Source organism: Actinomadura spongiicola, from assembly GCF_003432485.1.
Lineage (GTDB): Bacteria > Actinomycetota > Actinomycetes > Streptosporangiales > Streptosporangiaceae > Spirillospora > Spirillospora spongiicola.
In genome coordinates, this window is the sequence record NZ_QVNQ01000005.1 from 214,790 (window position 1) to 238,438 (window position 23,649).

General features: G+C 72.0%; 21 protein-coding genes and 1 tRNA gene. 13 read left to right on the plus strand and 9 right to left on the minus strand.

The features are described 5' to 3' along the window. Positions 1-4: 4 nt before the first annotated feature. Positions 5-1,378, plus strand: a complete 1,374-nt coding sequence (locus D0T12_RS17470; RefSeq protein ID WP_117401076.1) for a metallopeptidase TldD-related protein — start codon at positions 5-7, stop codon at positions 1,376-1,378. A 111-nt stretch (positions 1,379-1,489) separates the two neighbouring features. Here D0T12_RS17470 and D0T12_RS17475 read toward each other — a convergent pair whose 3' ends face one another. Next, positions 1,490-1,702: a dodecin gene (locus D0T12_RS17475; RefSeq protein ID WP_117400667.1), complete on the minus strand. Its 213-nt coding sequence runs from the start codon at positions 1,700-1,702 to the stop codon at positions 1,490-1,492. A 69-nt stretch (positions 1,703-1,771) separates the two neighbouring features. On the opposite strand from D0T12_RS17475, the gene D0T12_RS17480 reads away from it, so the two are divergent. Then, positions 1,772-2,101 carry a DUF3099 domain-containing protein gene (locus tag D0T12_RS17480; protein ID WP_117400668.1) on the plus strand — a complete coding sequence of 110 codons (330 nt, stop codon included), beginning with the start codon at positions 1,772-1,774 and terminating at the stop codon, positions 2,099-2,101. 550 nt (positions 2,102-2,651) lie between these two features. On the opposite strand, the gene D0T12_RS17485 is transcribed toward D0T12_RS17480, so the two are convergent. Together D0T12_RS17485 and icmF are read right to left on the minus strand one after the other, a co-directional pair. Next, positions 2,652-3,476: a helical backbone metal receptor gene (locus tag D0T12_RS17485; protein ID WP_233526133.1), complete on the minus strand. Its 825-nt coding sequence runs from the start codon at positions 3,474-3,476 to the stop codon at positions 2,652-2,654. A 14-nt stretch (positions 3,477-3,490) separates the two neighbouring features. Next, positions 3,491-6,733, minus strand: coding sequence for a fused isobutyryl-CoA mutase/GTPase IcmF (gene icmF / locus D0T12_RS17490; protein WP_233526134.1), 3,243 nt, complete (start codon positions 6,731-6,733; stop codon positions 3,491-3,493). 44 nt (positions 6,734-6,777) lie between these two features. Here icmF and D0T12_RS17495 point away from each other — a divergent pair, with 44 nt between their 5' ends. From D0T12_RS17495 to D0T12_RS17510, 4 genes are all read left to right on the plus strand, one after another. Continuing rightward, positions 6,778-7,308: a MarR family transcriptional regulator gene (locus tag D0T12_RS17495; RefSeq protein ID WP_233526135.1), complete on the plus strand. Its 531-nt coding sequence runs from the start codon at positions 6,778-6,780 to the stop codon at positions 7,306-7,308. Positions 7,309-7,426: 118 nt separating this feature from the next. Next, on the plus strand, positions 7,427-8,242 hold the full coding sequence (locus D0T12_RS17500; protein WP_117400669.1) for a tryptophan 2,3-dioxygenase: 816 nt from the start codon (positions 7,427-7,429) through the stop codon (positions 8,240-8,242). Continuing rightward, the gene (locus D0T12_RS17505) at positions 8,232-9,584 is read left to right on the plus strand and encodes an FAD-dependent oxidoreductase (protein ID WP_117400670.1); all 1,353 of its coding nucleotides are present in this window, start codon (positions 8,232-8,234) and stop codon (positions 9,582-9,584) included. The genes D0T12_RS17500 and D0T12_RS17505 overlap by 11 nt, the downstream gene beginning before the upstream one ends. A 46-nt stretch (positions 9,585-9,630) precedes the next feature. Next, on the plus strand, positions 9,631-9,870 hold the full coding sequence (locus D0T12_RS17510; protein WP_117400671.1) for a hypothetical protein: 240 nt from the start codon (positions 9,631-9,633) through the stop codon (positions 9,868-9,870). Between the two features lie 292 nt (positions 9,871-10,162). Here D0T12_RS17510 and D0T12_RS17515 read toward each other — a convergent pair whose 3' ends face one another. The 3 genes from D0T12_RS17515 to moaA are packed head-to-tail and all read right to left on the minus strand — an operon-like array spanning position 10,163 to position 12,036. Then, positions 10,163-10,435 (minus strand): DUF6457 domain-containing protein, encoded by a 273-nt coding sequence (locus D0T12_RS17515; protein ID WP_117400672.1) that lies wholly within the window; start codon positions 10,433-10,435, stop codon positions 10,163-10,165. 51 nt (positions 10,436-10,486) lie between these two features. Beyond that, positions 10,487-11,041: a molybdenum cofactor guanylyltransferase gene (gene mobA / locus D0T12_RS17520; RefSeq protein ID WP_117400673.1), complete on the minus strand. Its 555-nt coding sequence runs from the start codon at positions 11,039-11,041 to the stop codon at positions 10,487-10,489. Positions 11,042-11,046: 5 nt separating this feature from the next. Continuing rightward, positions 11,047-12,036, minus strand: a complete 990-nt coding sequence (gene moaA / locus D0T12_RS17525) for a GTP 3',8-cyclase MoaA (RefSeq protein WP_199487517.1) — start codon at positions 12,034-12,036, stop codon at positions 11,047-11,049. Positions 12,037-12,176: 140 nt separating this feature from the next. Between moaA and D0T12_RS17530 the strand changes: the two genes are divergently transcribed. From D0T12_RS17530 to D0T12_RS37400, 5 genes are all read left to right on the plus strand, one after another. Beyond that, positions 12,177-12,983 carry an alpha/beta hydrolase gene (locus D0T12_RS17530; protein WP_117400675.1) on the plus strand — a complete coding sequence of 269 codons (807 nt, stop codon included), beginning with the start codon at positions 12,177-12,179 and terminating at the stop codon, positions 12,981-12,983. Positions 12,984-13,120: 137 nt separating this feature from the next. Beyond that, positions 13,121-13,570 carry a hypothetical protein gene (locus D0T12_RS17535; RefSeq protein ID WP_117400676.1) on the plus strand — a complete coding sequence of 150 codons (450 nt, stop codon included), beginning with the start codon at positions 13,121-13,123 and terminating at the stop codon, positions 13,568-13,570. Positions 13,571-13,835: 265 nt separating this feature from the next. Then, positions 13,836-13,906: transfer RNA gene (locus D0T12_RS35385), tRNA-Ser, on the plus strand. Positions 13,907-14,257: 351 nt separating this feature from the next. Beyond that, on the plus strand, positions 14,258-15,622 hold the full coding sequence (locus tag D0T12_RS17540) for a TROVE domain-containing protein (RefSeq protein ID WP_117400677.1): 1,365 nt from the start codon (positions 14,258-14,260) through the stop codon (positions 15,620-15,622). A 378-nt stretch (positions 15,623-16,000) separates the two neighbouring features. Beyond that, positions 16,001-16,198 carry an HNH endonuclease gene (locus D0T12_RS37400; protein WP_407642094.1) on the plus strand — a complete coding sequence of 66 codons (198 nt, stop codon included), beginning with the start codon at positions 16,001-16,003 and terminating at the stop codon, positions 16,196-16,198. A gap of 348 nt (positions 16,199-16,546) precedes the next feature. Here D0T12_RS37400 and D0T12_RS17550 read toward each other — a convergent pair whose 3' ends face one another. Both D0T12_RS17550 and D0T12_RS17555 read right to left on the minus strand, forming a co-directional pair. Beyond that, the gene (locus D0T12_RS17550) at positions 16,547-17,740 is read right to left on the minus strand and encodes an RtcB family protein (RefSeq protein ID WP_117400679.1); all 1,194 of its coding nucleotides are present in this window, start codon (positions 17,738-17,740) and stop codon (positions 16,547-16,549) included. A 62-nt stretch (positions 17,741-17,802) separates the two neighbouring features. Continuing rightward, a complete protein-coding gene (locus D0T12_RS17555) occupies positions 17,803-19,566 on the minus strand; it encodes a SelB domain-containing protein (protein ID WP_117400680.1) in 1,764 nt (587 codons plus the stop codon). A gap of 239 nt (positions 19,567-19,805) precedes the next feature. Here D0T12_RS17555 and D0T12_RS17560 point away from each other — a divergent pair, with 239 nt between their 5' ends. Together D0T12_RS17560 and D0T12_RS17565 are read left to right on the plus strand one after the other, a co-directional pair. After that, positions 19,806-21,248 carry an MFS transporter gene (locus tag D0T12_RS17560; RefSeq protein WP_117400681.1) on the plus strand — a complete coding sequence of 481 codons (1,443 nt, stop codon included), beginning with the start codon at positions 19,806-19,808 and terminating at the stop codon, positions 21,246-21,248. A gap of 178 nt (positions 21,249-21,426) precedes the next feature. After that, positions 21,427-23,310: a propionyl-CoA synthetase gene (locus D0T12_RS17565; RefSeq protein WP_117400682.1), complete on the plus strand. Its 1,884-nt coding sequence runs from the start codon at positions 21,427-21,429 to the stop codon at positions 23,308-23,310. On the opposite strand, the gene D0T12_RS17570 is transcribed toward D0T12_RS17565, so the two are convergent. Continuing rightward, the gene (locus D0T12_RS17570; RefSeq protein ID WP_117400683.1) at positions 23,307-23,609 is read right to left on the minus strand and encodes a GlsB/YeaQ/YmgE family stress response membrane protein; all 303 of its coding nucleotides are present in this window, start codon (positions 23,607-23,609) and stop codon (positions 23,307-23,309) included. The genes D0T12_RS17565 and D0T12_RS17570 overlap by 4 nt on opposite strands. Between the last annotated feature and the right edge of the window lie 40 nt (positions 23,610-23,649).

The following is a 23,649-nucleotide window of genomic DNA, read 5'->3' on the forward strand; positions in this document are numbered from 1 at the left end:
CGTGATCAGGCCGCAGGAGGCCGTCGAGCGGGCGCTGGCCCTGTCCCGCGCGGACGACTGCGTCGTCATCGCCGACGAGGCCAGCACCGCGAACCTGCGGTGGGCGGGCAACACGCTCACCACCAACGGCGTGACCCGGTCGAGCCGCCTCACCGTCATCGCGCTGCGGCACACAGCGGACGGCGTCGCGGCGGGCGTGGTGTCCCGGTCGGCGGTCGGCGCCGACGCGATCGAGGACCTGGTGCGGGCCGCCGAGGCCGACGCCGCGGGCAACGAGCCCGCCGAGGACGCCGCGCCGCTCGTCGACGGCGGCCCGGCCGGCGGCTGGGACGACGACCCCGCCGAGACCGGCATCGGCGTGTTCGAGGGGTTCGCGCCCGCGCTCGGGGAGGCGTTCGCGGCGGCGCAGGCGGCCGACCGGCGCCTGTACGGGTTCGCGAACCACGTCCTGACCTCGACGTTCGTGGGGAGTTCCACGGGGCTTCGGGCGCGTCACGACCAGCCGACCGGGCTGCTGGAGCTCAACGCCAAGGGCGCGGGCGGGTCGGCGTGGGCGGGCGTCGGCACCCGCGACTTCACCGACGTGGACGTCCCCGCCCTGACCGGTGACCTGGCCCGGCGGCTGGAATGGGGCGCGCGGCGCGTCGACCTGCCCGCCGGACGGTACGAGACGATCCTGCCGCCGTCCGCCGTCGCCGACCTGATGATCTACCTGTACTGGTCGGCGGGGGCGCAGGACGCGCAGGACGGACGGACCGTGTTCAGCGCGCCCGGCGGCGGCACCCGCGTCGGCGAGCGGCTCGCGAGCATGCCCGTCACCCTGTCCAGCGACCCGGCGGCGTCGGGGCTGGAGTGCGCGCCGTTCGTCGTCGCGCACGCCTCCGGCCGGGACGCGTCGGTGTTCGACAACGGCCTCGCGCTGAGCGGCACCGACTGGATCGCCGACGGGACCCTCACCGCCCTCACCCAGACGCGGCGGTCCGCCGAACGCACCGGCCTGCCGCTCACCCCCGCCATCGACAACCTGGTGCTCACCGGAGGCGACACCGGCGCGTCGCTGGAGGAGATGGTCGCCCGCACCGAGCGGGGCCTGCTGCTGACGTGCCTGTGGTACATCCGCGAGGTCGACCCGCAGCGGCTGCTGCTGACCGGCCTCACCCGCGACGGCGTGTACCTCGTCGAGGGCGGGGAGGTCGTCGGGGCCGTGAACAACTTCCGGTTCAACGAGAGCCCCGTCGACCTGCTGTCCCGCCTCTCCGAGGTCGGCGGGACGCGCCCGACCCTGCCGCGCGAGTGGTCCGACTACTTCACCCGCGCCGCGATGCCGCCGCTCCGGATCCCCGACTTCAACATGTCGACGGTGTCCCAGGCGTCCTGAACCCGGCGTGCTGACTACAGGCGCCCGGACTACAGGCGCCCTGACGGCCACCTCCGGCCGCCGTCCGCGCGGAGCCCGTCCCCGGTTAGCGGGACGGGCCCCGCGCGGCGCTCAGGCGTCCTCCAGGCGGAAACCGACCTTCATGGTGACCTGGATGTGGGCGACCTCGCCGTCCTCGATCTGGCCGCGGACCTCGGTCACCTCGAACCAGTCCAGGTGGCGCAGCGTCTGCGCGGCGCGCCTGACACCGTTGCGGATCGCGCTCTCGACCGACTCCGGCGAGGTCCCGACGATCTCCGTTACCCGGTACGTGCGATCGGTCATCTCGTTCCTCCCGCTGACTTGACCCGTACTGCCGTCGCCCGGCGTCCCCCTTGGGCTTACCGTGGAAGTGTGAAGGTCAATCACCATCGACGGCCGGACGTCTACACGGTCACCGACGCTCCGCGGCCCATGTCGGAGGACATCGGCCACCGGCAGCGCCGCTACCTGCTGTCCATGGGCGTCCGGACGGGTTGTTTCGTCGGCGCGATCCTGGCCGCGGTGGCGGGCGCGCCGGTGTGGGTGATGATCCTTCTGGTGGTCGGGGCGCTCTTTCTGCCGTACGTCGCGGTGATTTTCGCGAACGGCGGACGGGAGCCCACCGCCCCCGCGACCTTTGACGACCGCTCGCGGCGGGTACAGAAGCCCGTTTCCGGACAGCGACCAGAAATCCGGTCGTGACATTCTCTTGACTAACCGCGGGGGGTTTCGGTGTACGATTTGTACCGGCGCTCTGGTCCCCCGTCGGAGCGCCCGTGCCGGTGTTCCGGGCCCCCGTCGGAACACCGATGATGCGGCGCCGGGTGGATTGCCCCCGTATCCACCCGGCGCCGCTTTTCATGTCCGGGGTGTTCCGCTGGTGTTCCCCCGGGTCGTCGATGACCCGTCCCTGGTTCGTTCTTGACGGCGTCCACGGGCGTTGCGCACGACCGGCCGGGAACGCAAGCCCCTGTCGTGGCCTGCTACGGCCACGGCCGAAACCCGGTCCGGTGGAACCTTCCCGGCGCGGCGCACCACCCCGTTGAACCGATCCGGGACGCGGCGCGTACATCCCCGTGTCCGGAGGAGGGGCCGAGCGCCTCGGTGGGGCTGGCGGACGTTCAGAAGCCCGTGGGCGTGTGCGCACGGGCCGCCGACGCCTGGACAGCCAACCGCGTCCTCCGGCCCGCGCACGGGGATCTGAGGGCCTTCGCGCCTCACCGTCGGCGGGTGCGTCTCCTCGCCCCGAGCGTCAGCGGCGGCGGGTGTCGGCGAGCTGGCGCGCCAGGGCTCGCGGGGCCTCGACCAGGGACGGGCCGTACCAGGTGAGCAGGCGGCCGTCGACGAGCGCGACGTCCACGCCCGGGAACGACTCGGGTCCGTCGTCCCCGGTGAACCGGTAGGGCTCGTCCGGCAACACGACCAGGTCGGCGCCCGCCGCGTTCAGATCACCGAGGGGGATCTTCGGATAGCGCTCGGGATGATCGGCGTAGACGTTGGCGACGCCCAGGCGGGACAGGACGTCGCCGGTGAAGGTGTCCCGGCCGACGACCATCCACGGCCGCCGCCAGATCGGGACGACCGCCGCGCGGCGCGTGCCGGGCGCGACGTCCGCCCAGACGCGGGACGCCTCGTCCAGCCAGCCCGGCACCGGGACCCGGCACGCGACGGCGAGCAACCGGCGCAGGGACGCGAGCGCCCCGTCCACGGTGCGGATGTCCGTCAACCACACCGGGATCCCCGCGGCGCGCAACGCTTCCACGTCGGCGGGACGGTTCTCCTCGGTGTTGCCGAGGATGACGTCGGGCCGCAGTTCCGCGATCCGCTCCAGATCGGGGTTCTTCGTGCCCCTGACGCGCGGGACGTCCAGTCCGGCCGGATGGGTGCACCAGGCGGTCGCGCCGACCAGCAGTTCCGGCGCGGTCACCGCGACCGTCTCCGTCAAGGACGGGACGATCGACACGACCCGCCGCACCCGGTCCGGGACAGGGACCGGGGCGCCGGTGTCGTCGACCGCGTTCGGATCGGCGGCGTCCGGACGAACAGCGTCCGAGGCGGGGTCGTCAGTGGCGTCCATGTGTCGGCGGCGGCTCACACGTTGCGCCGGTACTGGCCGCCGACCTCGAAGAACGCGTCGCTGATCTGCTGGAGGCTGCACACGCGCGCCGCGTCCATCAGGACGGCGAACACGTTCTCCCCGGCCCGCGCCGCGTCCTTCAACGCGTCGAGCGCCGCCCGCGCCTCGTCGTGGTGCGCGTCCCGGTAGGCGCGCACCCGGTCGAGCTGGGACCGCTTCTCCTCCTCGGTGGCGCGGGCCAGCTCGATCGTGTCGGGCGTCCCGTCGCCGGAGTCCGGGCCACGGAACGTGTTGACGCCGACGATCGGCAGGGAACCGTCGTGCTTGCGCTGCTCGTACAGCATCGACTCGTCCTGGATGCGGCCGCGCTGGTAGCCGGTCTCCATGGCGCCGAGGACGCCGCCGCGTTCGCTGAGCCGGTCGAACTCCGCCAGGACGGCCTCCTCGACGAGGTCGGTCAGCTCGTCGATGATGAACGACCCCTGCAACGGGTTCTCGTTCATCGCCAGGCCCCACTCGCGGTTGATGATGAGCTGGATCGCCAGGGCGCGCCGCACCGACTCGGCCGTCGGGGTGGTGACGGCCTCGTCGTAGGCGTTGGTGTGCAGGCTGTTGCAGTTGTCGTAGATGGCGATGAGCGCCTGCAACGTCGTGCGGATGTCGTTGAAGTCCATCTCCTGTGCGTGCAGGGACCGCCCCGACGTCTGCACGTGGTACTTCAGCTTCTGGCTTCGCTCGTTGGCGCCGTACCGGTCGCGCATCGCGACGGCCCAGATGCGGCGGGCCACGCGGCCGAGGACGCTGTACTCGGGGTCCATGCCGTTGGAGAAGAAGAACGACAGGTTGGGCGCGAAGTCGTCGACGTCCATGCCGCGCGCCAGATACGACTCGACGTAGGTGAACCCGTTGGCGAGGGTGAACGCGAGCTGGCTGATGGGGTTCGCGCCGGCCTCGGCGATGTGGTAGCCGGAGATCGACACCGAGTAGAAGTTGCGGACCCGGTTGGCGATGAACCATTCCTGGATGTCGCCCATCATCCGCAGGGAGAACTCGGTGGAGAAGATGCAGGTGTTCTGCCCCTGGTCCTCCTTGAGGATGTCGGCCTGGACGGTGCCGCGCACGGTGGACAGCACTCGGGCGCGGATCGCGGCGGCCTCCTCGGCGGACGGTTCGCGGCCGTGCTCCTCGTAGAAGGCGTCCAGCCCCTGGTCGACGGCGGTGTTGAGGAAGAACGCCAGGATCGTCGGCGCCGGGCCGTTGATCGTCATCGACACCGACGTCGTCGGCGACGACAGGTCGAACCCGTCGTACAGCGCCTTCATGTCGTCCAGCGTGGCGATCGACACCCCGGACGTGCCGATCTTGCCGTACACGTCGGGACGCTCGTCGGGGTCGCGCCCGTACAGGGTGACCGAGTCGAACGCGGTGGACAGGCGGGTCGCGGGCTGGCCCTCCGACAGCAGCTTGAAGCGCCGGTTGGTGCGGAACGGGTCGCCCTCCCCCGCGAACATGCGGGCCGGGTCCTCGTTGTCGCGCTTGAACGGGAACACTCCCGCCGTGAACGGGAACCGTCCCGGCAGGTTCTCGTTCCGGAGGAACCGCAGCAGTTCCCCGTGGTCGGTGTAGCGAGGCAGCGCGACGCGCGGGATGCGGCTGCCCGACAGGGACTCGCGGGTCAGCTTCGTGTGCAGTTCCCTGTCGCGGACGCGGACGACCTGCTCGTCTCCGGAGTACGACTCCACGACCGCGGGCCATTCCTCGATCAACGCGGCGTTGCCGGGGTCCACGTCTCGGCGCGCCCTCTCCAGCAGCCCCTCGACCTCGGTGGCGTCGGTCAGCTCGGCGCGGACCTCGTCCAGCCGCTGGACGCGCCGGACGGCCTCGATCTGCCGCGCCGTGCCGGCGTGGTAGCCGCGCACGGTGTCGGAAATGTCGGACAGGTACCGCACCCGGGCGGGCGGGATCACGGTGGCGGCGGCCGTGGAGATCTTCGTCTCGACCTTCGGCAGGTTCCCCTCCGGCAGGTCGACGCCGTGGTCGACCAGCAGCTCCTTGAGGTGCTGGTAGAGGGCCGTCACGCCGTCGTCGTTGAAGGTGGCGGCGCTGGTGCCGTACACGGGCATGTCCTCGGGCCGCTGCCCGAACGCCCCACGGTTGCGGATGAGCTGCCGCGCCACGTCCCGCAGCGCGTCGGCTGCGCCGCGCCGCTCGAACTTGTTGATCGCGACCACGTCCGCGAAGTCGAGCATGTCGATCTTCTCGAGCTGGGTGGGCGCGCCGAACTCCGGCGTCATCACGTACAGCGAGACGTCGACCAGCGGGGCGATCGCCGCGTCGCCCTGCCCGATGCCGGGGGTCTCCAGGATGACCAGGTCGTATCCGGCGGCCTTGCAGGCGAGGATGATGTCGTCGATGCCGTCGGGCAGCTCCCGCGCACCTCGCGTGGCCAGCGAACGGAAGAACACCTGGTCTCCGTCCAGGGAGTTCATCCTGATCCGGTCGCCGAGCAGCGCGCCGCCGCCGCGCCGCCGGGTCGGGTCGACGGCCAGCACCGCGACGCGCGGACCGCCAGCCTGTTCAAGACCGCCCTGGTCGACGCGCAGCCGCCGCACCAGTTCGTCGGTGAGGGACGACTTCCCGGACCCGCCCGTCCCGGTGACGCCGAGCACGGCCGACCGCCGGGTCCCCGCCCGCTCGGCGAGCCACGCCCGCTCGTCCTCCGTCAGCTTCCCGGCCTGGGCGCGGGTGATGGTCCTGGCGAGCGCCCGCCGGTCCCCCGTCGGCACGGCCTCCACGGGCACCGGTTCGGCGGTGAGGTCGACGTCGCACTCCCGCACCAGCTCGTTGATCATCCCGGGCAGGCCCAGCCGCTGCCCGTCCTCCGGCGAGAAGATCCGCACCCCGGCGCCGGCCAGCCGCGCGATCTCCTCGTGGACGATCACGCCGCCGCCCCCGCCGAACACCCGCACGTGCTCGGCGCCGGCCTCCTTCAGGCTGCGCGACAGGTACTCGAAGTACTCGACGTGGCCGCCCTGGTAGGAGCTGATCGCGACGCCCTGGGCGTCCTCCTCCAGGACGGCGTCGACCACCTCGCGGACCGAGCGGTCGTGCCCGAGGTGCACCACCTCCGCGCCCTGGGACTGCAGGATGCGCCGCATGATGTTGATCGCCGCGTCGTGCCCGTCGAACAGCGCCGCCGCCGTCACGAACCGCACCGGGTGCACCGGCGTGTGCAGGTCGGCCGTCACCGTCTCCACCCCAACCCTTGGACATCCAATATTTGGAAGTTAAAATAGTTTCCATGCGTCCCTCAGTCAAGACCGCATACGATCAGGCGGTGCCCGACATGCCCGACCCCATCGCCGAGGCCCACCGCCAGTGGAGCCTGCGCTGGCCCGAGCACGCCGACCACATGGCGGCCGTCACCTCCGTGATGCGGGCCCAGCAGCTCCTGCTGAGCCGGATCGAGGCCGTCCTCAAGCCGTACGGGCTGACGTTCGCCGCCTACGAGGCGCTGCGCCTGCTCGCGTTCACCCGCACCGGGACGCTACCCATGGGGAAGATGGGCATGCGGCTCATGGTCCATCCCGCGTCGGTCACCAACGTCATCGGCCGCCTGGAGCGGCGCGGGCTCGTCGGCCGCGCCCCCTCCCCCGACGACCGCCGCGTCGTCCTCGCCACCCTCACCCCCGACGGGCGCGACCTCGCCGAGAAGGCCACCCTGGCCCTCAACGAGTCCGGCTTCGGCGTCTCCGGGCTGCCCGCCGCGCAGGCCGCCGAGATCACCGACTCGCTGCGTCCCCTCCGCCTCGCCGCGGGCGACCTCGACTGACCCGGAGCCACCCGGAACGCGGTGCCGGGTATGGGTGATTGAGGAGCCCTGATCACCTTGATGGGGTGATGCATCCCATATGCTGCGGATCACATCCGTGGTGTCGCGAGGAGGCGGAATGGCGGAGTCGCCGACGTTGACGTACGGCGGTTACCTACGGCTCGATGATCTCCTGTCCTGCCAGGAGCCGCGGACGGAGGCCCACGACGAGCTGCTGTTCGTGATCATCCATCAGGTGTACGAGCTGTGGTTCAAACAGATCCTGCACGAGGCCGCGCTGCTGCAGCGCAGGCTGGAGGAGGGCAACAGCGGCGGGGCGCTGCACACGGCCCGCCGGATCGCCAAGATCCTCAAGACGGTGGTCGGGCAGCTGGACATCCTGGAGACGATGACGCCCCGCCAGTTCGCCGCCTTCCGCGACGAACTCGGGACGTCCAGCGGGTTCCAGAGCGACCAGTTCCGGGAGATCGAGGCCGTCCTCGGACGGCGCGGGTTCCCGACGTCGGACCTGCGCGGCGACGAGCGGCTCCGGGCCGCGGTGTCGCGCCCGTCGATGTTCGACTCGCTGCTGCGCTACCTGGCGGGACGCGGATTCGCCGTCCCGGGCGAGGCGCTCGACCGCGACCCGTCCGCGCCGTGGGAGCCGAACGCGGCGGTGCAGCAGGCGCTCCTCGCCGTGTACGCCGACGAGTCCGGGCCCGCCGCCGAGGTCTGCGAGGCGCTCGTCGACGTGGACGAGGGCGTCCAGGAATGGCGGTACCGGCACCTGAAGATGGTCGAGCGCACGATCGGCGCGAAGGTCGGCACGGGCGGGTCGGCGGGCGCCGACTACCTGCGGCGGACCCTGTTCGCGCCCGCGTTCCCCGACCTGTGGGAGGTCCGCTCCCAGACCGAGGCGACCGGCGCGGAAGGGGCTCCGGTCCATGGCGGGTGACGAGCAGGCGGGTGACGAGCAGGCGGGTGACGGACAGCGGGTCGCGATCGTCGGCGCGGGCCTCGCGGGCTGCCTGCTGGCGGTGCTGCTCGGCCGCCGCGGCGTCCCGGTGACGGTGTACGAGCGGCGTCCCGACCCGCGGATCGCCGGCGCCGAACGCGGCCGCTCGATCAACCTGGCGATCTCCGCGCGGGGCCTCGCCGCGCTGGAGCAGGTGGGGCTGCGCGACCAGGCGCTCAAGCAGGCCCTGCCCATGCACGGCCGGATGGTGCACCCGCGGTCGGGCGGCCGGAACTTCCAGCCCTACAGCGCGGACGGCGAGCGCGCCATCAACTCCATCGGCCGCGCCGAGCTGAACCGGTCGCTGCTCGAAGCCGCCGAGGCCACCGCGGGCGTCACGCTGCGGTTCTCCCAGCGCGTCACCGGCGTGGACGCCGCCGCCGGGACGATCCTCCTGGACGGCGCCGACGCCGAGCCCGCGGACGTCATCCTGGCCGGGGACGGCGCCTACAGCGCGGTCCGCCGGTCCCTCGGCCTCGACGAGGACGCCGACTTCCTGGAACACGGCTACAAGGAGCTGACCGTCCCGCCGAAGGACGGCGAGTTCGCGCTCGACCCGGACGCGCTGCACATCTGGCCGCGCGGCACCTCCATGATGATCGCGCTGCCGAACCTCGACCGGTCGTTCACCTGCACGCTGTTCTGGCCGAAGAGCGATTTCGACGCGCTCGGCACGCCCGAGGAGGTGACCGCGTACTTCGCGCGGCACTATCCCGACGTGGCGGGCCTGATGCCCGACCTGGTCGACGACTACCGGCACAACCCGGTCGGGTCGCTGGTGACCGTCCGATGCCGGCCGTGGACCCGGTTCGGGGACGGCGCCGCCGTGGCGCTGCTCGGCGACGCCGCGCACGCGATCGTCCCGTTCTTCGGGCAGGGCGCCAACTGCGCGTTCGAGGACTGCATCGAGATCGACCGCTGCCTGACCGAGACCGGCGGCGACTGGAGGCGCGCGCTGTCGCTCTACCAGGACCGGCGCAAGGCCAACACCGACGCGATCGCCGAGATGGCCCTCGACAACTTCATCGAGATGCGCGACCGCGTGTCGTCCCCCGTCTACCGGGCGAAGCAGGCCGCGACGCACGCGCTGGAACGGCGGCTCGCGGGCCGCTACGTCTCCCGCTACGAACTGGTGTCGTTCTCGACGATGCCGTACGCGGAGATCCCGGCCCGGATCAGACGGCAGAACCGGATCCTCGCCGCGGCCGTCGCCGGAACCGCCCTGGCGGGCGCGGCCACCCTCGCCCTGACCGCCCGAGCGCTCCGCCGCCGCGGGAACTGACCGGGGCGTGGGGCGGGCGGCGCGCGGCCTGTGCCACAGTTGCCGGATGACCGAATCCGGCCCCGACGAACTGCAGTGCTCCGCCAAGGGCTGCCGCGCCGACGCCGTGTGGGCGCTGCGCTGGAACAACCCGAAGATCCACACCCCGGATCGGCGGAAGATCTGGTTCGCGTGCGACGAGCACCGGGAGAGCCTGTCGGCGTTCCTCGACCGCCGTGACTTCCTCAAGGACGTGGTCCCCGTCGCCGACCGCGACACATTCCCGGACACCGACACCCCCACCTGAACGTCGCCCCGACCTGGCGTCGACCGGACTTCGCATCAGCCCGACCTCACATCGGGCGAACCTCGCGTCAAGCACGAGTCGTGTCGGGCGGAGCTCGTGGCGGGCAGGGGGGTGTCGGACGGGTCAGGGCCTATTTCGAAGTGGCCTCAGCCCGCGCCGAACGCGTGACCCGCCCGGTGGAGCGACGCCGAAGGCGAGCGGAGCCGGGCGGATCGCGAAGCGATGCGCGTTCGCCCCAGGAACGGTCACGCAGCGAGCCGCCAGGCGAGCGAAGTGGGCTGGTCCTGCGAAATTACGCGTCGAGGACGGTTTCCGGCGGCGGGGCGGGGGCCTCGGGGGTGTTCCAGTGCTCGGCCATCTCGGTCAGGCGGGCCGCGGCGTCCCGTGCAGGTGCGCCTCGACCGACGGCGAGGCCGAGCAGGTACGCCGTCAGCGGCGCGCCCGGCCGCGCGACGCCGTGCGCGACGTCGCGGGCGAGGTCCAGGACCAGGTCCCGGTCGATGTCGCCGCGTTCCAGGCCCAGCTCACGGCAGGCCGCGTCGATCCAGTCTTCGAGCACCGACATGGGTCTCCTCTCTCACGTCGTCCCCGCCGAGACCTGCCCACTCCCGGACGATCAAAGCAGGCGTTCGGCGGCGGCGAGGTCCTCCGGTGTGTCGCAGTCGTACCAGGCGGGACGGTCGCCCTCGGGCACCGTGACCGGGATGGGGTCGAGCGGCCCGAGAAGGCCGCGCAGGGACGTGCCCGGGTAGGCGGCGAGCGCGTCCCGTAGCGTTGTCGTGCGCCAGGCCCCGGCGAGCCACTGTTCGCGGCCGTCGCCGTCCACGAGCACGGCCCCGGCCCGGTCCTTCGCCGCGTCCAGCAGCCGGGCGACGTGGGCGGGACGCAGGAACGGCAGGTCGGCGGCCAGCAGCACCAGCCGGGGCGCGCGCACCTCGGCGAGACCGGCCCGCAGCGCGGGCACCGGCCCGGCGCCCGGCGGGTCCTCCCGGACGACGACCGCGCCCGGCAGGACGTCCCGCCGCGGCCCCACCACGATCAGGCGGCCCGCTCCCGCCGCGGCGGCCGCCGACCATTCGAGCAGGGTCCGGCCGCCGACAGGGGCGGCGGGCTTGTCGGCGCCGAACCGGCGGGCCCGGCCGCCCGCGAGCAGGACCGCGTCGAAGTCCACCGGGCTCAGCCGCCGATCGCCGACATGGGCCGGGACGGTTGCAGGAACGACGGGTCGTCGATGCCGTGCCCGGCGCGTTTGACCCACACCGCCTTGCGCCAGCGGTCGGCCAGTTCCGCGTCGGTGGCGCCGCCGCGCAGCGCGCCGCGCAGATCAGACTCCTCGACGGCGAACAGGCAGTTGCGGACCTGACCGTCGGCGGTGAGCCGCACCCGGTCGCACGCGCCGCAGAACGGGCGCGTCACCGATCCGATCACGCCGACGGTCGCCGGGCCGCCGTCGACGGTGAACGTCTCGGCGGGGGCGCTGCCGCGGTCGTGCTCGATGTCCGGGGCGAGGGTGAAACCCTCCGCCAGCCGGTCGAGGATCTCGTCGGCGGTGATCATGTCCTTGCGGGTCCAGCCGTGCTGGGCGTCCAGCGGCATCTGCTCGATGAACCGCAGCCGGTACCCGTGGTCGAGGGCGAACCGCAGCAGCAGGACGGCCTCGTGGTCGTTGACGCCCCGCAGCAACACCGCGTTGATCTTGACGGGGTCCAGGCCCGCGGCCCGCGCCGCCACGAGCCCGGCGAGGACGTCGTCCAGCCGGTCGCGGTGCGCGAGCCGCCGGAACGTGTCGCGGTCGAGGGTGTCGAGGGACACGTTGACCCGGTCCAGGCCCGCCTCGGCCAGCGGCCCGGCGAGCCGGTCGAGGCCTATGCCGTTGGTGGTCAGCGAGATCCGCGGCCGCGGCTCCAGCTCCGCCGTGCGCCGCACGATGCCGGGCAGGCCGCGCCGCAGCAGCGGCTCCCCGCCGGTGTAGCGGACCTCGGTGACGCCGAGCTCCCGGACGGCGAGGCCGACGAGCCGGACCACCTCGTCGTCGGTGAGCAGTTCCGGCTTCGGCAGCCAGTCCAGCCCTTCCGGGGGCATGCAGTACGAGCACCGCAGATTGCACCGGTCGGTGAGGGAGACCCGCAGGTCCGTCGCGGTACGGCCGAAGGTGTCGACCAGCACGGGCGCCCCTTCCTGAAGACCGCCGGCCCTGCTGGTGGGCCGCCGGGGATTACGGTCGATCATTCCAGCCTATTGCGGTGGTTGACGATCCGTCGCATCACGAGAGACGGTTGCGGTCCGTTCGGCATCAGGGAGGCTGTGTGACCACCGCACGGGTTTGGGAGTTCGCGGGGACGCGGGGTGCCGTCGCCGCCCGGTTCTGGTCGGCCGCCGAGCCGTGGTACGTCGCCGTTCTCGTGCACGGATACGGCGAGCACCTCGGCCGCTACGGCCATGTCGTGGACGTTCTCGTCCGGCACGGCGCCGCCGTCTGCGGCCCCGACCACATGGGGCACGGACGGTCCGCCGGGGAACGCGCCCTCATCGAGGAGTACGACGACGTGGTCGCCGACGCGCACACGGTCGTGGAGGCCGCGCGTCGTGACCACCCCGACCTGCCCGTCGTCATGATCGGCCACTCGATGGGCGGGCTGGTCGCGACCCGGTACGCGCAGGCGCACGACGGCGCCCTCGCCGCGCTGGTGCTGTCCGGCCCGGTCCTCGGCCGCTGGCATGTCGTCGACGAGCTGCTCCCCCTCGACGAGATCCCGGACACGCCCATCGACACCTCCCTCCTGTCCCGCGACCCGGCCGTCGGGAAGGCGTACACCGAGGACCCGCTGGTCTGGCACGGCCCCTTCAAGAAACCCACCGTGCGGGCCCTGGACACCGCGCTGAAACGCGTCAACGAGCACGGCTCCCTCGGCGATCTTCCGACCTTCTACATGCACGGCGCGGCCGACGAGCTCGTCCGGCCCCGGGACACCCGCGTCGGCCTCGACGCCGTCGGCGGCACCGACCTCACCGAGCGCCTCTACCCGGGCGCCCGGCACGAGATCTTCAACGAGACCAACAACGAGGAGGTCCTCGCCGACGTCACCGCCTTCGTCGAGGGCGTCCTCACCTGAACCACCGTCGTAACGGTCCAAACCTGAGATCGCCGACCGGCAACGGTCATCGATCATGCCTTGATGTGCCGCCCGAAACGACCGATAAATCAAGGGACGGCGATCATGCCGTTTCGGGTCGTCACAAGGAGGTTCGCATGGGCTTACGGGGGTCTCGTCGTCTGGCGGCGGTCACGGGGGCGGCGGTGCTCGTCACCGCTTTGAGCGGAACGGGGGTCGCCTCCGCTCGCACGTCCGAGATCATCTGCGGGCCGGAGGTCGATCTCGGTCCCGTCGTGTACCAGACGTGCAGCGAAGTCGTCGGATCGTGGAGCACCGGGTACGGCACCCAACCGTTCATCTACGCGCGGAACCGCGGGATCGCGGCGACCGACGTGTCCATCACGATCCAGCGGTGGAACCACTCGACGAGCACGTGGGAGACCACCGCCACCGGTTCGAAGACGCTCGGACCCGGCGGCGACACCCACTTCTTCAGCACGAACCTCGACTGGGCGTGCGGTGGTGACGCCCGCGAGCGCGGCCAGGCCTCCAGCGAGAGCGAGACCGGAGACTGGTCCGAGGTTCTGGTTCCCGCGGAGTGCTGATCGAGCGTCGCACCGTCCATCGATTTCCGTCCTCTCACTGAACGCGGCCCATGTCGGGCCGGCGGCGCCCGTCCTCGTCGTTCCGAGGGCGGGCGCCGTCCCGTTCGAACCCCGTCGTGGAGAAATGCGACCCGCCGTGGGCGAACATCATCTATTCGGTTGTGCACGCGCGTCCCGTCCTGATCTACTGGGTTCCTCGCCCTTCGGAAGAGAATTCGCTCCGAGGCCTTCTGCGAATTCGGAAGGGCCCACAACTCCAGAGGGTGCCCGGTGCGCAGATGAGGGATACTTCGAATTGAAATCGAGTGGTTGCGGGTTCGAGTCCCGTCGCCGGCTCACGGCCGGCGTAGCTCAAAAGGTAGAGCGCTACGTTCCTTCATCGACTTGACCTCGGGCACCACCTCTGGCATAACTGAACACGCACCTCCCGGTGCGCAGGCGAACGGATACTTCGAGGTTCGATTCCTTGTGGCCGCTCGTGCGGCTATCGCCCTATTGGCAGGGCAATCCGTGCGCCGACTTGATCTCGGGAGGGAGCACATACCTCGCGGGTGACGCGTGAACAGGCCCCCCGATACCCCTTGGTCAACCTGGGTGCCCGGTTCGTGTCATTCCGTGGCCGCGGCTTGATCTTTGTGCCCTTTCACGACGCCAAAGGCTCCCTCCATTCGGAAGGGAGCCCCATTCATGGCGAAGTTCAACCGCAGGACCGTCCGCGCGGCCGCCTCCGGCCCTGTCAGCACCGAAAGAAGGCCCTCCGGGCGCACCTACGAGGGCGCGCCCGGCTACGTCCGCGACGCCAAGAGCGAACTCTTCCTCCTCGCGGTGGCGAACATGGTCGGCGAGAAGACCTTCTACGAGTCCGCCGACGACCGCGACGACCGTTTCCGCGACCTCGTCCACCAGGTCGCCGTCAAGCACCCCGCGTGGACGGCGGGTTTCCTGCCGTGGCTGCGCGGCGAGGCCAACATGCGCTCGGCGCCCGTCGTCGCCGCGCTGGAGGCCGTCCGGGCGCGCCTGGAGGCCGGGCTGAACGGCGGCAACCGGCAGCTCGTGGCGAGCGTTCTCCAGCACGCCCTCGACCGGCGCCACGGTCGCGGCGACGTGATCCCCGAGCGGCTCACGATGCTGCGGGCCCGCGCCGAACTGATGGCCGTTCCCGTTGCCGACCGGCAGGTGGTCTTCGCCGCGGACGGCCCCGACCGGCTCGGCGCGGCGGGCATGACCTGGGAGTCGCTGGCCGGCTGGCTCCAGGGCCCGATGGGCCGCAGGGCGTGGGAGGCGATGATCCCGACGATGGGCTACATGGCCGTGCTGCGCAACCTGCGCAACTTCGACGAGGCGGGCGTGAGCGACGCCGTCGCCGAGCAGGTCGCCGCCAGGCTCGCCGACCCAGAGGAGGTCGCGCGGTCACGGCAGTTCCCGTTCCGGTTCTTCTCGGCGTACCTGGCGGCGCCAAGCCTGCGGTGGGGCCACGCCCTGGACAAGGCCCTCACCGCCGCCACCGCGAACGTCCCGGAGTTCGAGGGGCGCACCCTCGTACTCGCGGATACTTCGGCGTCAATGACCGGCATGGGCGTCTCGGAGCGGTCGAAGATGAACTACGCGCAGATGGCCGCCCTCTTCGGCGTCACCCTGGCAGCGCGCGGCAACCGGGTCGACCTGCACGGCTTCGCCACGGGCACCTTCCGCCACGACGTACGGCGGGGTGCGTCCGTGCTCCGCGAGGTCGAGCGGTTCGTCGGCCGGATCGGCGAGGTCGGCCAAGGCACGCAGATCGCCGACTCGGTCCGCGCCACCTACGCCGGGCACGACCGGGTGATCATCCTGTCGGACATGCAGACGTTCGGCGGCGGCTGGGCGGGCAACGTCACTGACGCCGCGCCGAAGAACGTGCCGATCTACGGGTTCAACCTCGCCAGCTACCAGCACGGCGCGATCCCCTCGGGGACGGGCACGCGGCACGAGCTGGGCGGGATGACCGATGCGGCATTTCGGCTGCTGCCGTTGCTCGAAGCAGGAGCCAAGGCCGACTGGCCGTGGGAGCAGTAGAGGTCAGAAGTCCGTACAATTGACAACATGACTACCCGAGTGTGTTCCATTAAGGGATGCGCTAGACCACACAAGGCCCGAGGCTGGTGCGGCACGCACTATCGCCGCTGGTCCGTAAACGGCGATCCGCTGGCCACCAAGAAGGCATGGAGGCCAGCGGATACGCCGTGCGCGCACGGCACCTGCACCGAGACCACGGAGGGCGGCGCCAAGGGATACTGCATCATGCATTACCAGCGCCTCAAGCGAGGAACACCCCTGGATGGCCCCCGGAAGGGAACGTCCCAGGGATACATACGACGTGACGGTTACCGATTCGTCTATCTCGGTAAGAACCATGGCGACGCACCCCGCTGGGTAGGTGAGCATCGACTCGTGATGGAAAGAATCCTGGGACGCCCCCTCCTTGCCACGGAGACTGTGCATCACAAGAACGGTGTCCGTGACGACAACCGGCCCGAGAACTTGGAACTCTGGACCCGTCAGCAACCAGCGGGGAAGAGAGTCAAAGACCTCCTCGCCTTCGCGCAAGACATCTTGGCCAGATACGGCGATGTTCCTGATGCCGCTCTCTGAAGAACGTTCCGCCTGATCCCCCTGCTGGAGGCCGGACGGGACGCGGCCTGGCCGTGGCTGTGAAAAAGCCCGCCTACTCCGAAGGCCTTCGGAGTAGGCGGGCTCTCTCACTTTCGCCGCCCCTGGTCCGCGGGTGCGGTCTCACCGGGTCGCGGGCCAGGGCTCAGGGCCTGTTCCGAGTTGGCCCCAGCCCGCGCGCGAACGCGTCACCCGCCCGGCGCAGCAACGCCGAAGGCGAGCGAAGCCGGGCGGATCGCGAAGCGATGCCGCGTTCGCCCCAGGAACGGTCACGCAGCGAGCCGCAAGGCGAGCGAAGTGGGCCGGTCCTGCAATTAAACACAGCACGACTCAGCCCTTTATGCAGATGAGCTGGCGGAGGTGGGCGACGACCTCGACGAGGTCGGACTGGGCCTCGATGACCGTCTCCAGGTCCTTGTAGGCGCCGGGGATCTCGTCGATGACACCGCTGTCCTTGCGGCACTCGACGCCCTTGGTCTGCTCGACCAGGTCGTCCACGGTGAAGTGCTTGCGGGCCTGGTTGCGGCTCATGCGGCGGCCCGCGCCGTGCGAGGCGGAGTTGTACGCCGTCTCGTTGCCGAGACCGCGGACGATGTAGGTGCCGGTCGCCATCGAGCCGGGGATGATGCCGAGGTCGCCCGCGCCGGCGCGGATCGCGCCCTTGCGGGTGACGAGCAGCTCGACGCCGTCGTACACCTCCTCCGCCACGTAGTTGTGGTGGCAGGAGATGGCCTGGTCCCAGCGGCAGCGCCGCGCCCCGAACCTCTTGGTCACGACGTTCTGCGCGAGCGCCATCATGACCGCGCGGTTGCGGCGCGCGTACTCCTGCGCCCAGAACAGGTCGTGGCGGTAGGCGTCCATCTTGGGCGTGCCGCTGATGAACACGGCGAGGTCGTCGTCCGGCAGGTCCTGGTTGTGCGGGAGCCTGCGGGCGACCTCGATGTGCTGCTCGGCCAGCTCGTTGCCGATGTTGCGGGACCCCGAGTGCAGGACGAGCCAGATCGCGCCGTCGTCGTCCGCGCACAGCTCCAGGAAGTGGTTGCCGCCGCCGAGCGTGCCCATCTGCGCGTGGGCGCGGCCGAGGCGGGGCCGGGCGGCCGGGTGCAGGTCCTCGAACGCCTTCCAGAAGTCGTACCAGCCGCGTTCCTTCAGGTTCGGCAGCCCGGACGGGTCGACGGCCTGCTTGTGGGAGCCGCGGCCGACCGGGATCGCCTTCTCCAGCCGCGAACGCAGGCCGGACAGGTCGTCGGGCATGTCCTCGACGGTGAGGGTCGACTTGGCGGCGGTCATGCCGCAGCCGATGTCGACGCCGACGGCCGCCGGGGACACCGCGTCGCGCATCGCGATGACCGAGCCGACGGTGGCGCCCTTGCCGTAGTGGACGTCGGGCATCACCGCGAGGCCCTCCACCCACGGCAGCGAGGAGACGTTGCGGAGCTGGTCGAGGGCGAGGTCCTCGACGGTGGCGGGGTCGGTCCACATCCGGATGGGAACGCGGCCGCCCTTGATCGTCTGGTACGGCATGCCTTCTCCTTCTCGACGGGAACCGGACCGTGATCTATGACGCCAGAGTCGGCGGACAGGGTTCAAACGGTTTTTCGAGAGGAGTCGGCGCGGCGGCGTTCGGTGAGGCCGAGTCCGTCCAGGTGACGCAGCAGGGCGGCGGCGACGCGGCGGCTGGTGGCCAGGGCGTCTCCGGCCTGCGCCGGGGTGAACGGCTGCGGCAGTCCGGACAGGATCCGCAGCGCCTCCCGATCGGCGCCCGGCAGCAGGACGATGTCACCACCGCCGTCACCACCGCCGTCACCGCCGCCGCCGTCCTCGTCGCCGATGCGCAGGACGGCGCCCGCCTGTTCGGCGGCGTCCAGGGTGTCGCCGGTGAGGCCCAGCTCGCCGAGGCGTTCCGCGGTGGGCGCGGCGAACGGCGCGCCCGCCAGGTCGGCTTTGAGACGTTCCACGGCGGCGGCCCAGAACGGTCCAGGGGCGGGGCCGTGAACGCGTCCGGCCTCCACGCGCAGCGGCGGCCGGACGAGCGCCGTGACGAGCTGCCGGGCGGGCAGGCCGAGCCGCAGCCGGACGTCTTCCAGGGGGATCCCCGGCGCGTGCGGGTTCCGCGCGGCGTGCCGGGAGGCCTCCTCGGCCAGGCGTTCGAACAGCGACTCCCAGTGCGCGGGGTCGGCGACCCATTCGCCGTTCAGCGGGACGGCGTCCGCCGGCGGCGCGCAGCCCATGTGCGACAGTTCGGAGCGGCGCAGCACGCCGTGGCGGCGCAGCACGACCGTGCCGTCCGGCCGGTCGGGCCAGGCCGCCAGCTCCCGGGCGCGGGCGGCCCCGGCGCCGCGCCGCACGAGGGTCGGGGGCCGGACGTCGAGGACGCTCACGCCGGCGATCGAGCGGCGGTCCGGGTCGCGCAGCACGCCGGTGTCGCCGAGGTGCAGCGCGAGCCGGCTGTTCAGCGTGAGGCGGGCCGTGTCGGGGCCGAGCGGACGCAGCCGCACCGGCACCGCCGCCGAGCCGAGGTGCAGGGTCATCCGCCGCGCGAGCCTCCCGGACGCCTCACCGAAGCGGGTGCGGACGTCGACGGACGCGGTGTGCGTCCAGGCGCCGGGGGTGACGAGGGCCATCCCGGCGGTGACGCGGCCCACGTCGCGGAGGGTGAGGACGACGCGGGAGACGCCGCCGACCGACCTGTGCGGCTCTCCCACGCAGCCGATCGTCCGGACACGGACGCGTTCGCCCGCCGGCATCAGCAGCAGTTCGTCGCCGACCGCGACGGTCCCGGCGGTGAGGGTGCCGGTGACGACGCTCTGTCGTCCGGCGGTGAAGGCGTGGTCGATCCACAGCCGCACGGGCGCGTCCGGGTCGGGGACGGGCAGGCGGCCCGTGAGCCGGTCGAGGGCGGCGGTCAGCTCGTCCATTCCGGCGCCGGTGACGGTGCTGACGGCGACGGCCTCGACACCGCGCAGCGCGGTGCCGGTGAGCCGCTCGCGCGCCTGCCGCAGCGCCAGCGTCGGGTCGGCGGCGTCCGCCCGGGTGACGGCGAGGACCCCGAACCGGACGTCGAGCGCGGCGAGCGCGTCCAGATGCTCCTGCGACTGGCTCTTCCAGCCCTCGTCGGCGGCGACGGCCAGCAGCACCGCGGGCGCGGGCGCGGCGGCGGCGATCATGGCGGGCACCGCGCGGTCGCCGCCGGGAACGTCGACGAACGCGACCCGCCGTCCCGAGGGCAGCTCCGTCCACGCGCCGGGCCGCTCGGTGTTCCCGCCGTGGCCCGGGTCCTTGCCGGTGAGGGCGTGCACGAGCGAGGACTTGCCGTGGCCACCGTGGCCGGCGGTGGTGACGACCTGCATCAGCGGCCCGTCCGGGCGGGGTCGCCGGGCACGCCGAAGAGGGCGCTGCGAAAGGGGGCGAAACGGGGTCGGCGCAGACGAAGGTCCACGAAGGACAACCCTATTCAGTTCCGGACGGTCTCCGCGTCACGGCGCCCCGAATGAGCCTCGAAGTCGTCGACCGTCCGGGGTCGGTGGGGACGGCGTTCACCCCGCGCCGATATGATTACTTAACTTAGCTAATCAAATGGGAGGTGGGCATGACCGGCGTCCCGGCCCGCCGGAGGACGGCCACGGCCGAGTTCGGGCGCGCTCCCGCCGGGCCCGCGCGCACCGGTCCCACGTTGCTCGCGCTGGCGGCGGCGGGGATGGTCGTGTCGGTGCAGCAGACCCTCGTGCTGCCGCTGCTGCCCCGGTTCGGACGGGTCTTCGACGCCCCGATCACCGATGTGACCTGGGTGTTCACGGCGTCACTGCTGGCGGGCGCGGTCGCCACCCCGCTGCTCACGCGGTTCGGCGACATGTACGGCAAGAAGCGGATGATCCTGCTCGCCCTCGGCCTGCTGCTGACCGGGTCGGTGATCTGCGCGCTGTCGGAGTCGCTCGGCGTCCTGATCGCCGGGCGGGCGGTGCAGGGCGTCGCGTCCGCGCTGATCCCGCTGGCCATCGGGATGATCAGGGACACCTTTCCGCGCGAGCGGATCATCACGGCGATCGGGGTGGTCAGCGCCACCATGGGCGTCGGCGGCAGCGCCGGAATGATCGTGACAGGGCTGATCGCCGACCGGACCGCCAGCCATCATCCGGTGTTCTGGATCACCGCCGCGCTCGCCGCCACGGTACTGGTGCTGGTCGCCGGGGCCGCCCGCGACGTCGGCGGGCGCGCGGGCGGACGGCCCGACTACGCGGGCGCGGCGTTGCTCGCCGCGCTGCTGCTGTGCCTGCTGCTCGGCATCAGCGAGGGCGACGCGTGGGGCTGGACGTCCCGCGGGGTCCTCGGCCTGTTCGGCGCCGCCGCGGCGCTGGGCGCGGCCTGGGTGGCGATCGAGCTCCGGGTCCGCGCGCCGCTGGTGCGGCTGAACCTGCTGGTCGGCAGCCGGTCGCTGTCGGCCAACCTCATATCCGCGCTGCTCGGCTTCTCCATGTTCGCCGCCTTCACGCTCATCACCGGCTTCGTGCAGGCCAGTCCCGCGACGGCCGGGTACGGGCTGGACGGCTCCGTCCTCGACGTCGGGCTCTACATGCTCCCGAACACGGTCACGATGCTCGTGTCCTCGACGATGGCCGGGCGGGTCGCCGCCAGGCTCGGCCCCGCCTTCACCCTCGCGCTCGGGTCGACGTTCGTCGCGCTGTGCTACGTCTGGCTGGCCGTGTCGAACGCGCACGTGTACGACGTCCTGGTGTTCAGCTCCCTCCAGGGCACCGGGTTCGGGATCGCCTACGCGGCGCTCGGGACCCTCGCCATCCAGCACGTCCCGATGGACCAGAGCGGCATCGCCAGCGGGATCAACTCCCTCGTCCGCGTCGCGGGCGGCAGCGTCGCGGGCGCCGTCACCGCGTCGATCCTGGCCGCGCGTGTCGCCCCCGGCACCGGCGAGCCCACCCTCGGCGCCTACGAGCTGTGCTTCTGGGTCGTCGCCGGAGGCGCCGTCGCGGCCGCCGCCGTCGCCGTCGCGCACGGCCTGCGCCACCGCGACTCCTGAGGCCCGCCCCGCCCGTCACCGTGCCCGTCACCGGGCGCCGGGCGGCGCGGGGCCTTGACGAACGGGCCCCGCGCCATGCCCTATAGGGATGGCGGCCCGAACCCGGAGACCGGACCGATCGACGGAGAGGGCCGAGTCGCACAGCGCGGGCCGGGGAACCCGCCATCGGGAGGACAGCATGGGCGCCTACACGGCCGCGTACGAACGCAGCATCGCCGATCCGACCCGCTTCTGGGGCCTGGCGGCTCGGGACGTCCGCTGGCTCGTCCCACCGGACCGTGTCCTGGACGACGGCGCCCCGCCGTTCTACCGCTGGTTCACCGGCGGCGAGCTCAACACCTGCGACAACGCGCTGGATCGGCATGTCGAGGAGGGCCGCGGCGACCAGCCCGCGCTGATCTACGACAGCCCGGTCACCGGGACCGTCCGGTCCTACACCTACCGCGAGCTGACCGAAATCGTCGCCCGGTTCGCGGGGGCGCTGCGGGCGCAGGGCGTCGACCGCGGCGACCGTGTCGTCATCTACCTGCCGATGGTGCCCGAGGCGGTCATCGCGATGCTCGCGTGCGCGCGGCTCGGCGCCGTGCACTCGGTCGTGTTCGGCGGGTTCGCGGCCCCGGAACTCGCCGTCCGCATCGACGACGCCCGCCCCAAGGCGGTCGTGTCGGCGTCCTGCGGCATCGAGGCGGGCCGGGTCGTCCCCTACAAGCCGCTGCTGGACCGGGCCCTCGACCTCGCCAAGCACAAGGTGGAGCGGTGCGTCATCCGGCAGCGTGAGCAGCTGCACGCCGACCTCGTCCGGCCCCGCGACGTGGAGTGGGACGAGGCCGTCGCCGCCGCCGAACCCGCCGAGTGCGTGCCCGCCGCAGCCACCGACCCGCTGTACATCCTGTACACGTCGGGGACGACCGGGCGGCCGAAGGGCGTCGTCCGCGACAACGGCGGCCACGCGGTGGCGCTGCGCTGGTCGATGGAGAACGTCTTCGGTGTCGGGCCAGGCGACGTGTTCTGGGCCGCGTCGGACGTGGGATGGGTCGTCGGGCACTCCTACATCGTCTACGCGCCGCTGCTCACCGGCTGCACGACCGTCCTGTACGAGGGCAAACCCGTCGGGACCCCGGACGCGGGCGCGTTCTGGCGGGTCGCCGCGCAGCACCGGGTCAAGGCCCTGTTCACCGCGCCGACCGCGATCCGCGCCATCAAGAAGGAGGATCCGGAGGGCGCGCTGCTCGCCGGGTACGACCTGTCGGCGCTCGACACGCTGTTCCTGGCCGGGGAGCGCCTGGACCCGGGCACCTACCGGTGGGCGGCGCGCGTCCTGGACCGCCCGGTCATCGACCACTGGTGGCAGACGGAGACGGGCTGGCCGATCGCGGCGAACCTGCGCGGGCTGGAACCGATGCCGGTCAAGCCGGGGTCGCCGTCGGTGCCGGTCCCCGGCTACGCCGTGCGGATCCTCGGCCCGGACGGCGCCCCTCTCCCGCCCGGCGAGGACGGCGACATCGCCCTGCGCCTGCCGCTGCCGCCCGGCACGCTCCCGACGCTCTGGCAGGACGACGAACGGTTCGTCGAGTCGTACCTGACCAAGCATCCGGGCCACTACCTCACCGGCGACGGCGGCCACGTCGACGAGGACGGCTACGTCTGGGTGATGGGCCGCACCGACGACGTGATCAACGTGGCCGGGCACCGGCTGTCCACCGGGACGATGGAGGAGGTCATCGCCTCCCACCCGGCCGTCGCCGAGTGCGCGGTCATCGGCGTCGAGGACCCGCTCAAGGGGCAGGTGCCGCGCGGCCTGGTCGTCCTGAAGAACGGTGTCCTGGCCGAGCCGGGCGAGGTGTGCGCGGAACTGGTCGCCATGGTCCGCGACCAGGTCGGACCCGTCGCGGCGCTGAAGGAGGTCACGGTCGTCCCGGCACTGCCGAAGACCCGCTCCGGCAAGATCCTGCGCGGCGTGATGCGCGGCATCGCCGACGGGCGGGAGGTCTCCGCCCCCTCCACGATCGAGGACATGACCGTCCTGGACGCCCTCCGTCCCGTCCTACGCGCCGACGACTAGGCCCCGGGCGGTCTCGGGCGGGGCGGGCCTCGATGGACGATCCGTTTGGGCCAGCACAGCGCCACCAAGAGCACGCCCACGGCCGCGATGCAGATCTGCAGCAGCGTCTCCCATAGGCTCCAGCCGTCGCCCGTCAGGCCGAACACCTGCGCGAGCCCCGTGCCGGCGAACGCCGCGACGATGCCGACCGCGATCGTGCACCAGACCGGCATGGTCTCCCGTCCCGGCGTGAACAGCCGCCCCAGCACCCCGACCGCCGCGCCGAGGACGACGGCCGCGGCGAGCCCCCCGATGGTCATGCGCGCTCCTCGAAGTCCCAGGCCACGGTGAAGGCCCGGT

Coding starts and splice junctions, on each gene's coding strand:
- D0T12_RS17475 (WP_117400667.1), bottom strand. CDS start 1,702: ATGACCGATCGCACGTACCGGGTAACGGAGATCGTCGGGACCTCGCCG.
- D0T12_RS17485 (WP_233526133.1), bottom strand. CDS start 3,476: ATGGACGCCACTGACGACCCCGCCTCGGACGCTGTTCGTCCGGACGCC.
- D0T12_RS17495 (WP_233526135.1), top strand. CDS start 6,778: ATGCGTCCCTCAGTCAAGACCGCATACGATCAGGCGGTGCCCGACATG.
- D0T12_RS17500 (WP_117400669.1), top strand. CDS start 7,427: ATGGCGGAGTCGCCGACGTTGACGTACGGCGGTTACCTACGGCTCGAT.
- D0T12_RS17505 (WP_117400670.1), top strand. CDS start 8,232: ATGGCGGGTGACGAGCAGGCGGGTGACGAGCAGGCGGGTGACGGACAG.
- D0T12_RS17510 (WP_117400671.1), top strand. CDS start 9,631: ATGACCGAATCCGGCCCCGACGAACTGCAGTGCTCCGCCAAGGGCTGC.
- D0T12_RS17515 (WP_117400672.1), bottom strand. CDS start 10,435: ATGTCGGTGCTCGAAGACTGGATCGACGCGGCCTGCCGTGAGCTGGGC.
- D0T12_RS17535 (WP_117400676.1), top strand. CDS start 13,121: ATGGGCTTACGGGGGTCTCGTCGTCTGGCGGCGGTCACGGGGGCGGCG.
- D0T12_RS17540 (WP_117400677.1), top strand. CDS start 14,258: ATGGCGAAGTTCAACCGCAGGACCGTCCGCGCGGCCGCCTCCGGCCCT.
- D0T12_RS37400 (WP_407642094.1), top strand. CDS start 16,001: ATGGAAAGAATCCTGGGACGCCCCCTCCTTGCCACGGAGACTGTGCAT.
- D0T12_RS17550 (WP_117400679.1), bottom strand. CDS start 17,740: ATGCCGTACCAGACGATCAAGGGCGGCCGCGTTCCCATCCGGATGTGG.
- D0T12_RS17555 (WP_117400680.1), bottom strand. CDS start 19,566: ATGCAGGTCGTCACCACCGCCGGCCACGGTGGCCACGGCAAGTCCTCG.
- D0T12_RS17560 (WP_117400681.1), top strand. CDS start 19,806: ATGACCGGCGTCCCGGCCCGCCGGAGGACGGCCACGGCCGAGTTCGGG.
- D0T12_RS17565 (WP_117400682.1), top strand. CDS start 21,427: ATGGGCGCCTACACGGCCGCGTACGAACGCAGCATCGCCGATCCGACC.
- D0T12_RS17570 (WP_117400683.1), bottom strand. CDS start 23,609: ATGACCATCGGGGGGCTCGCCGCGGCCGTCGTCCTCGGCGCGGCGGTC.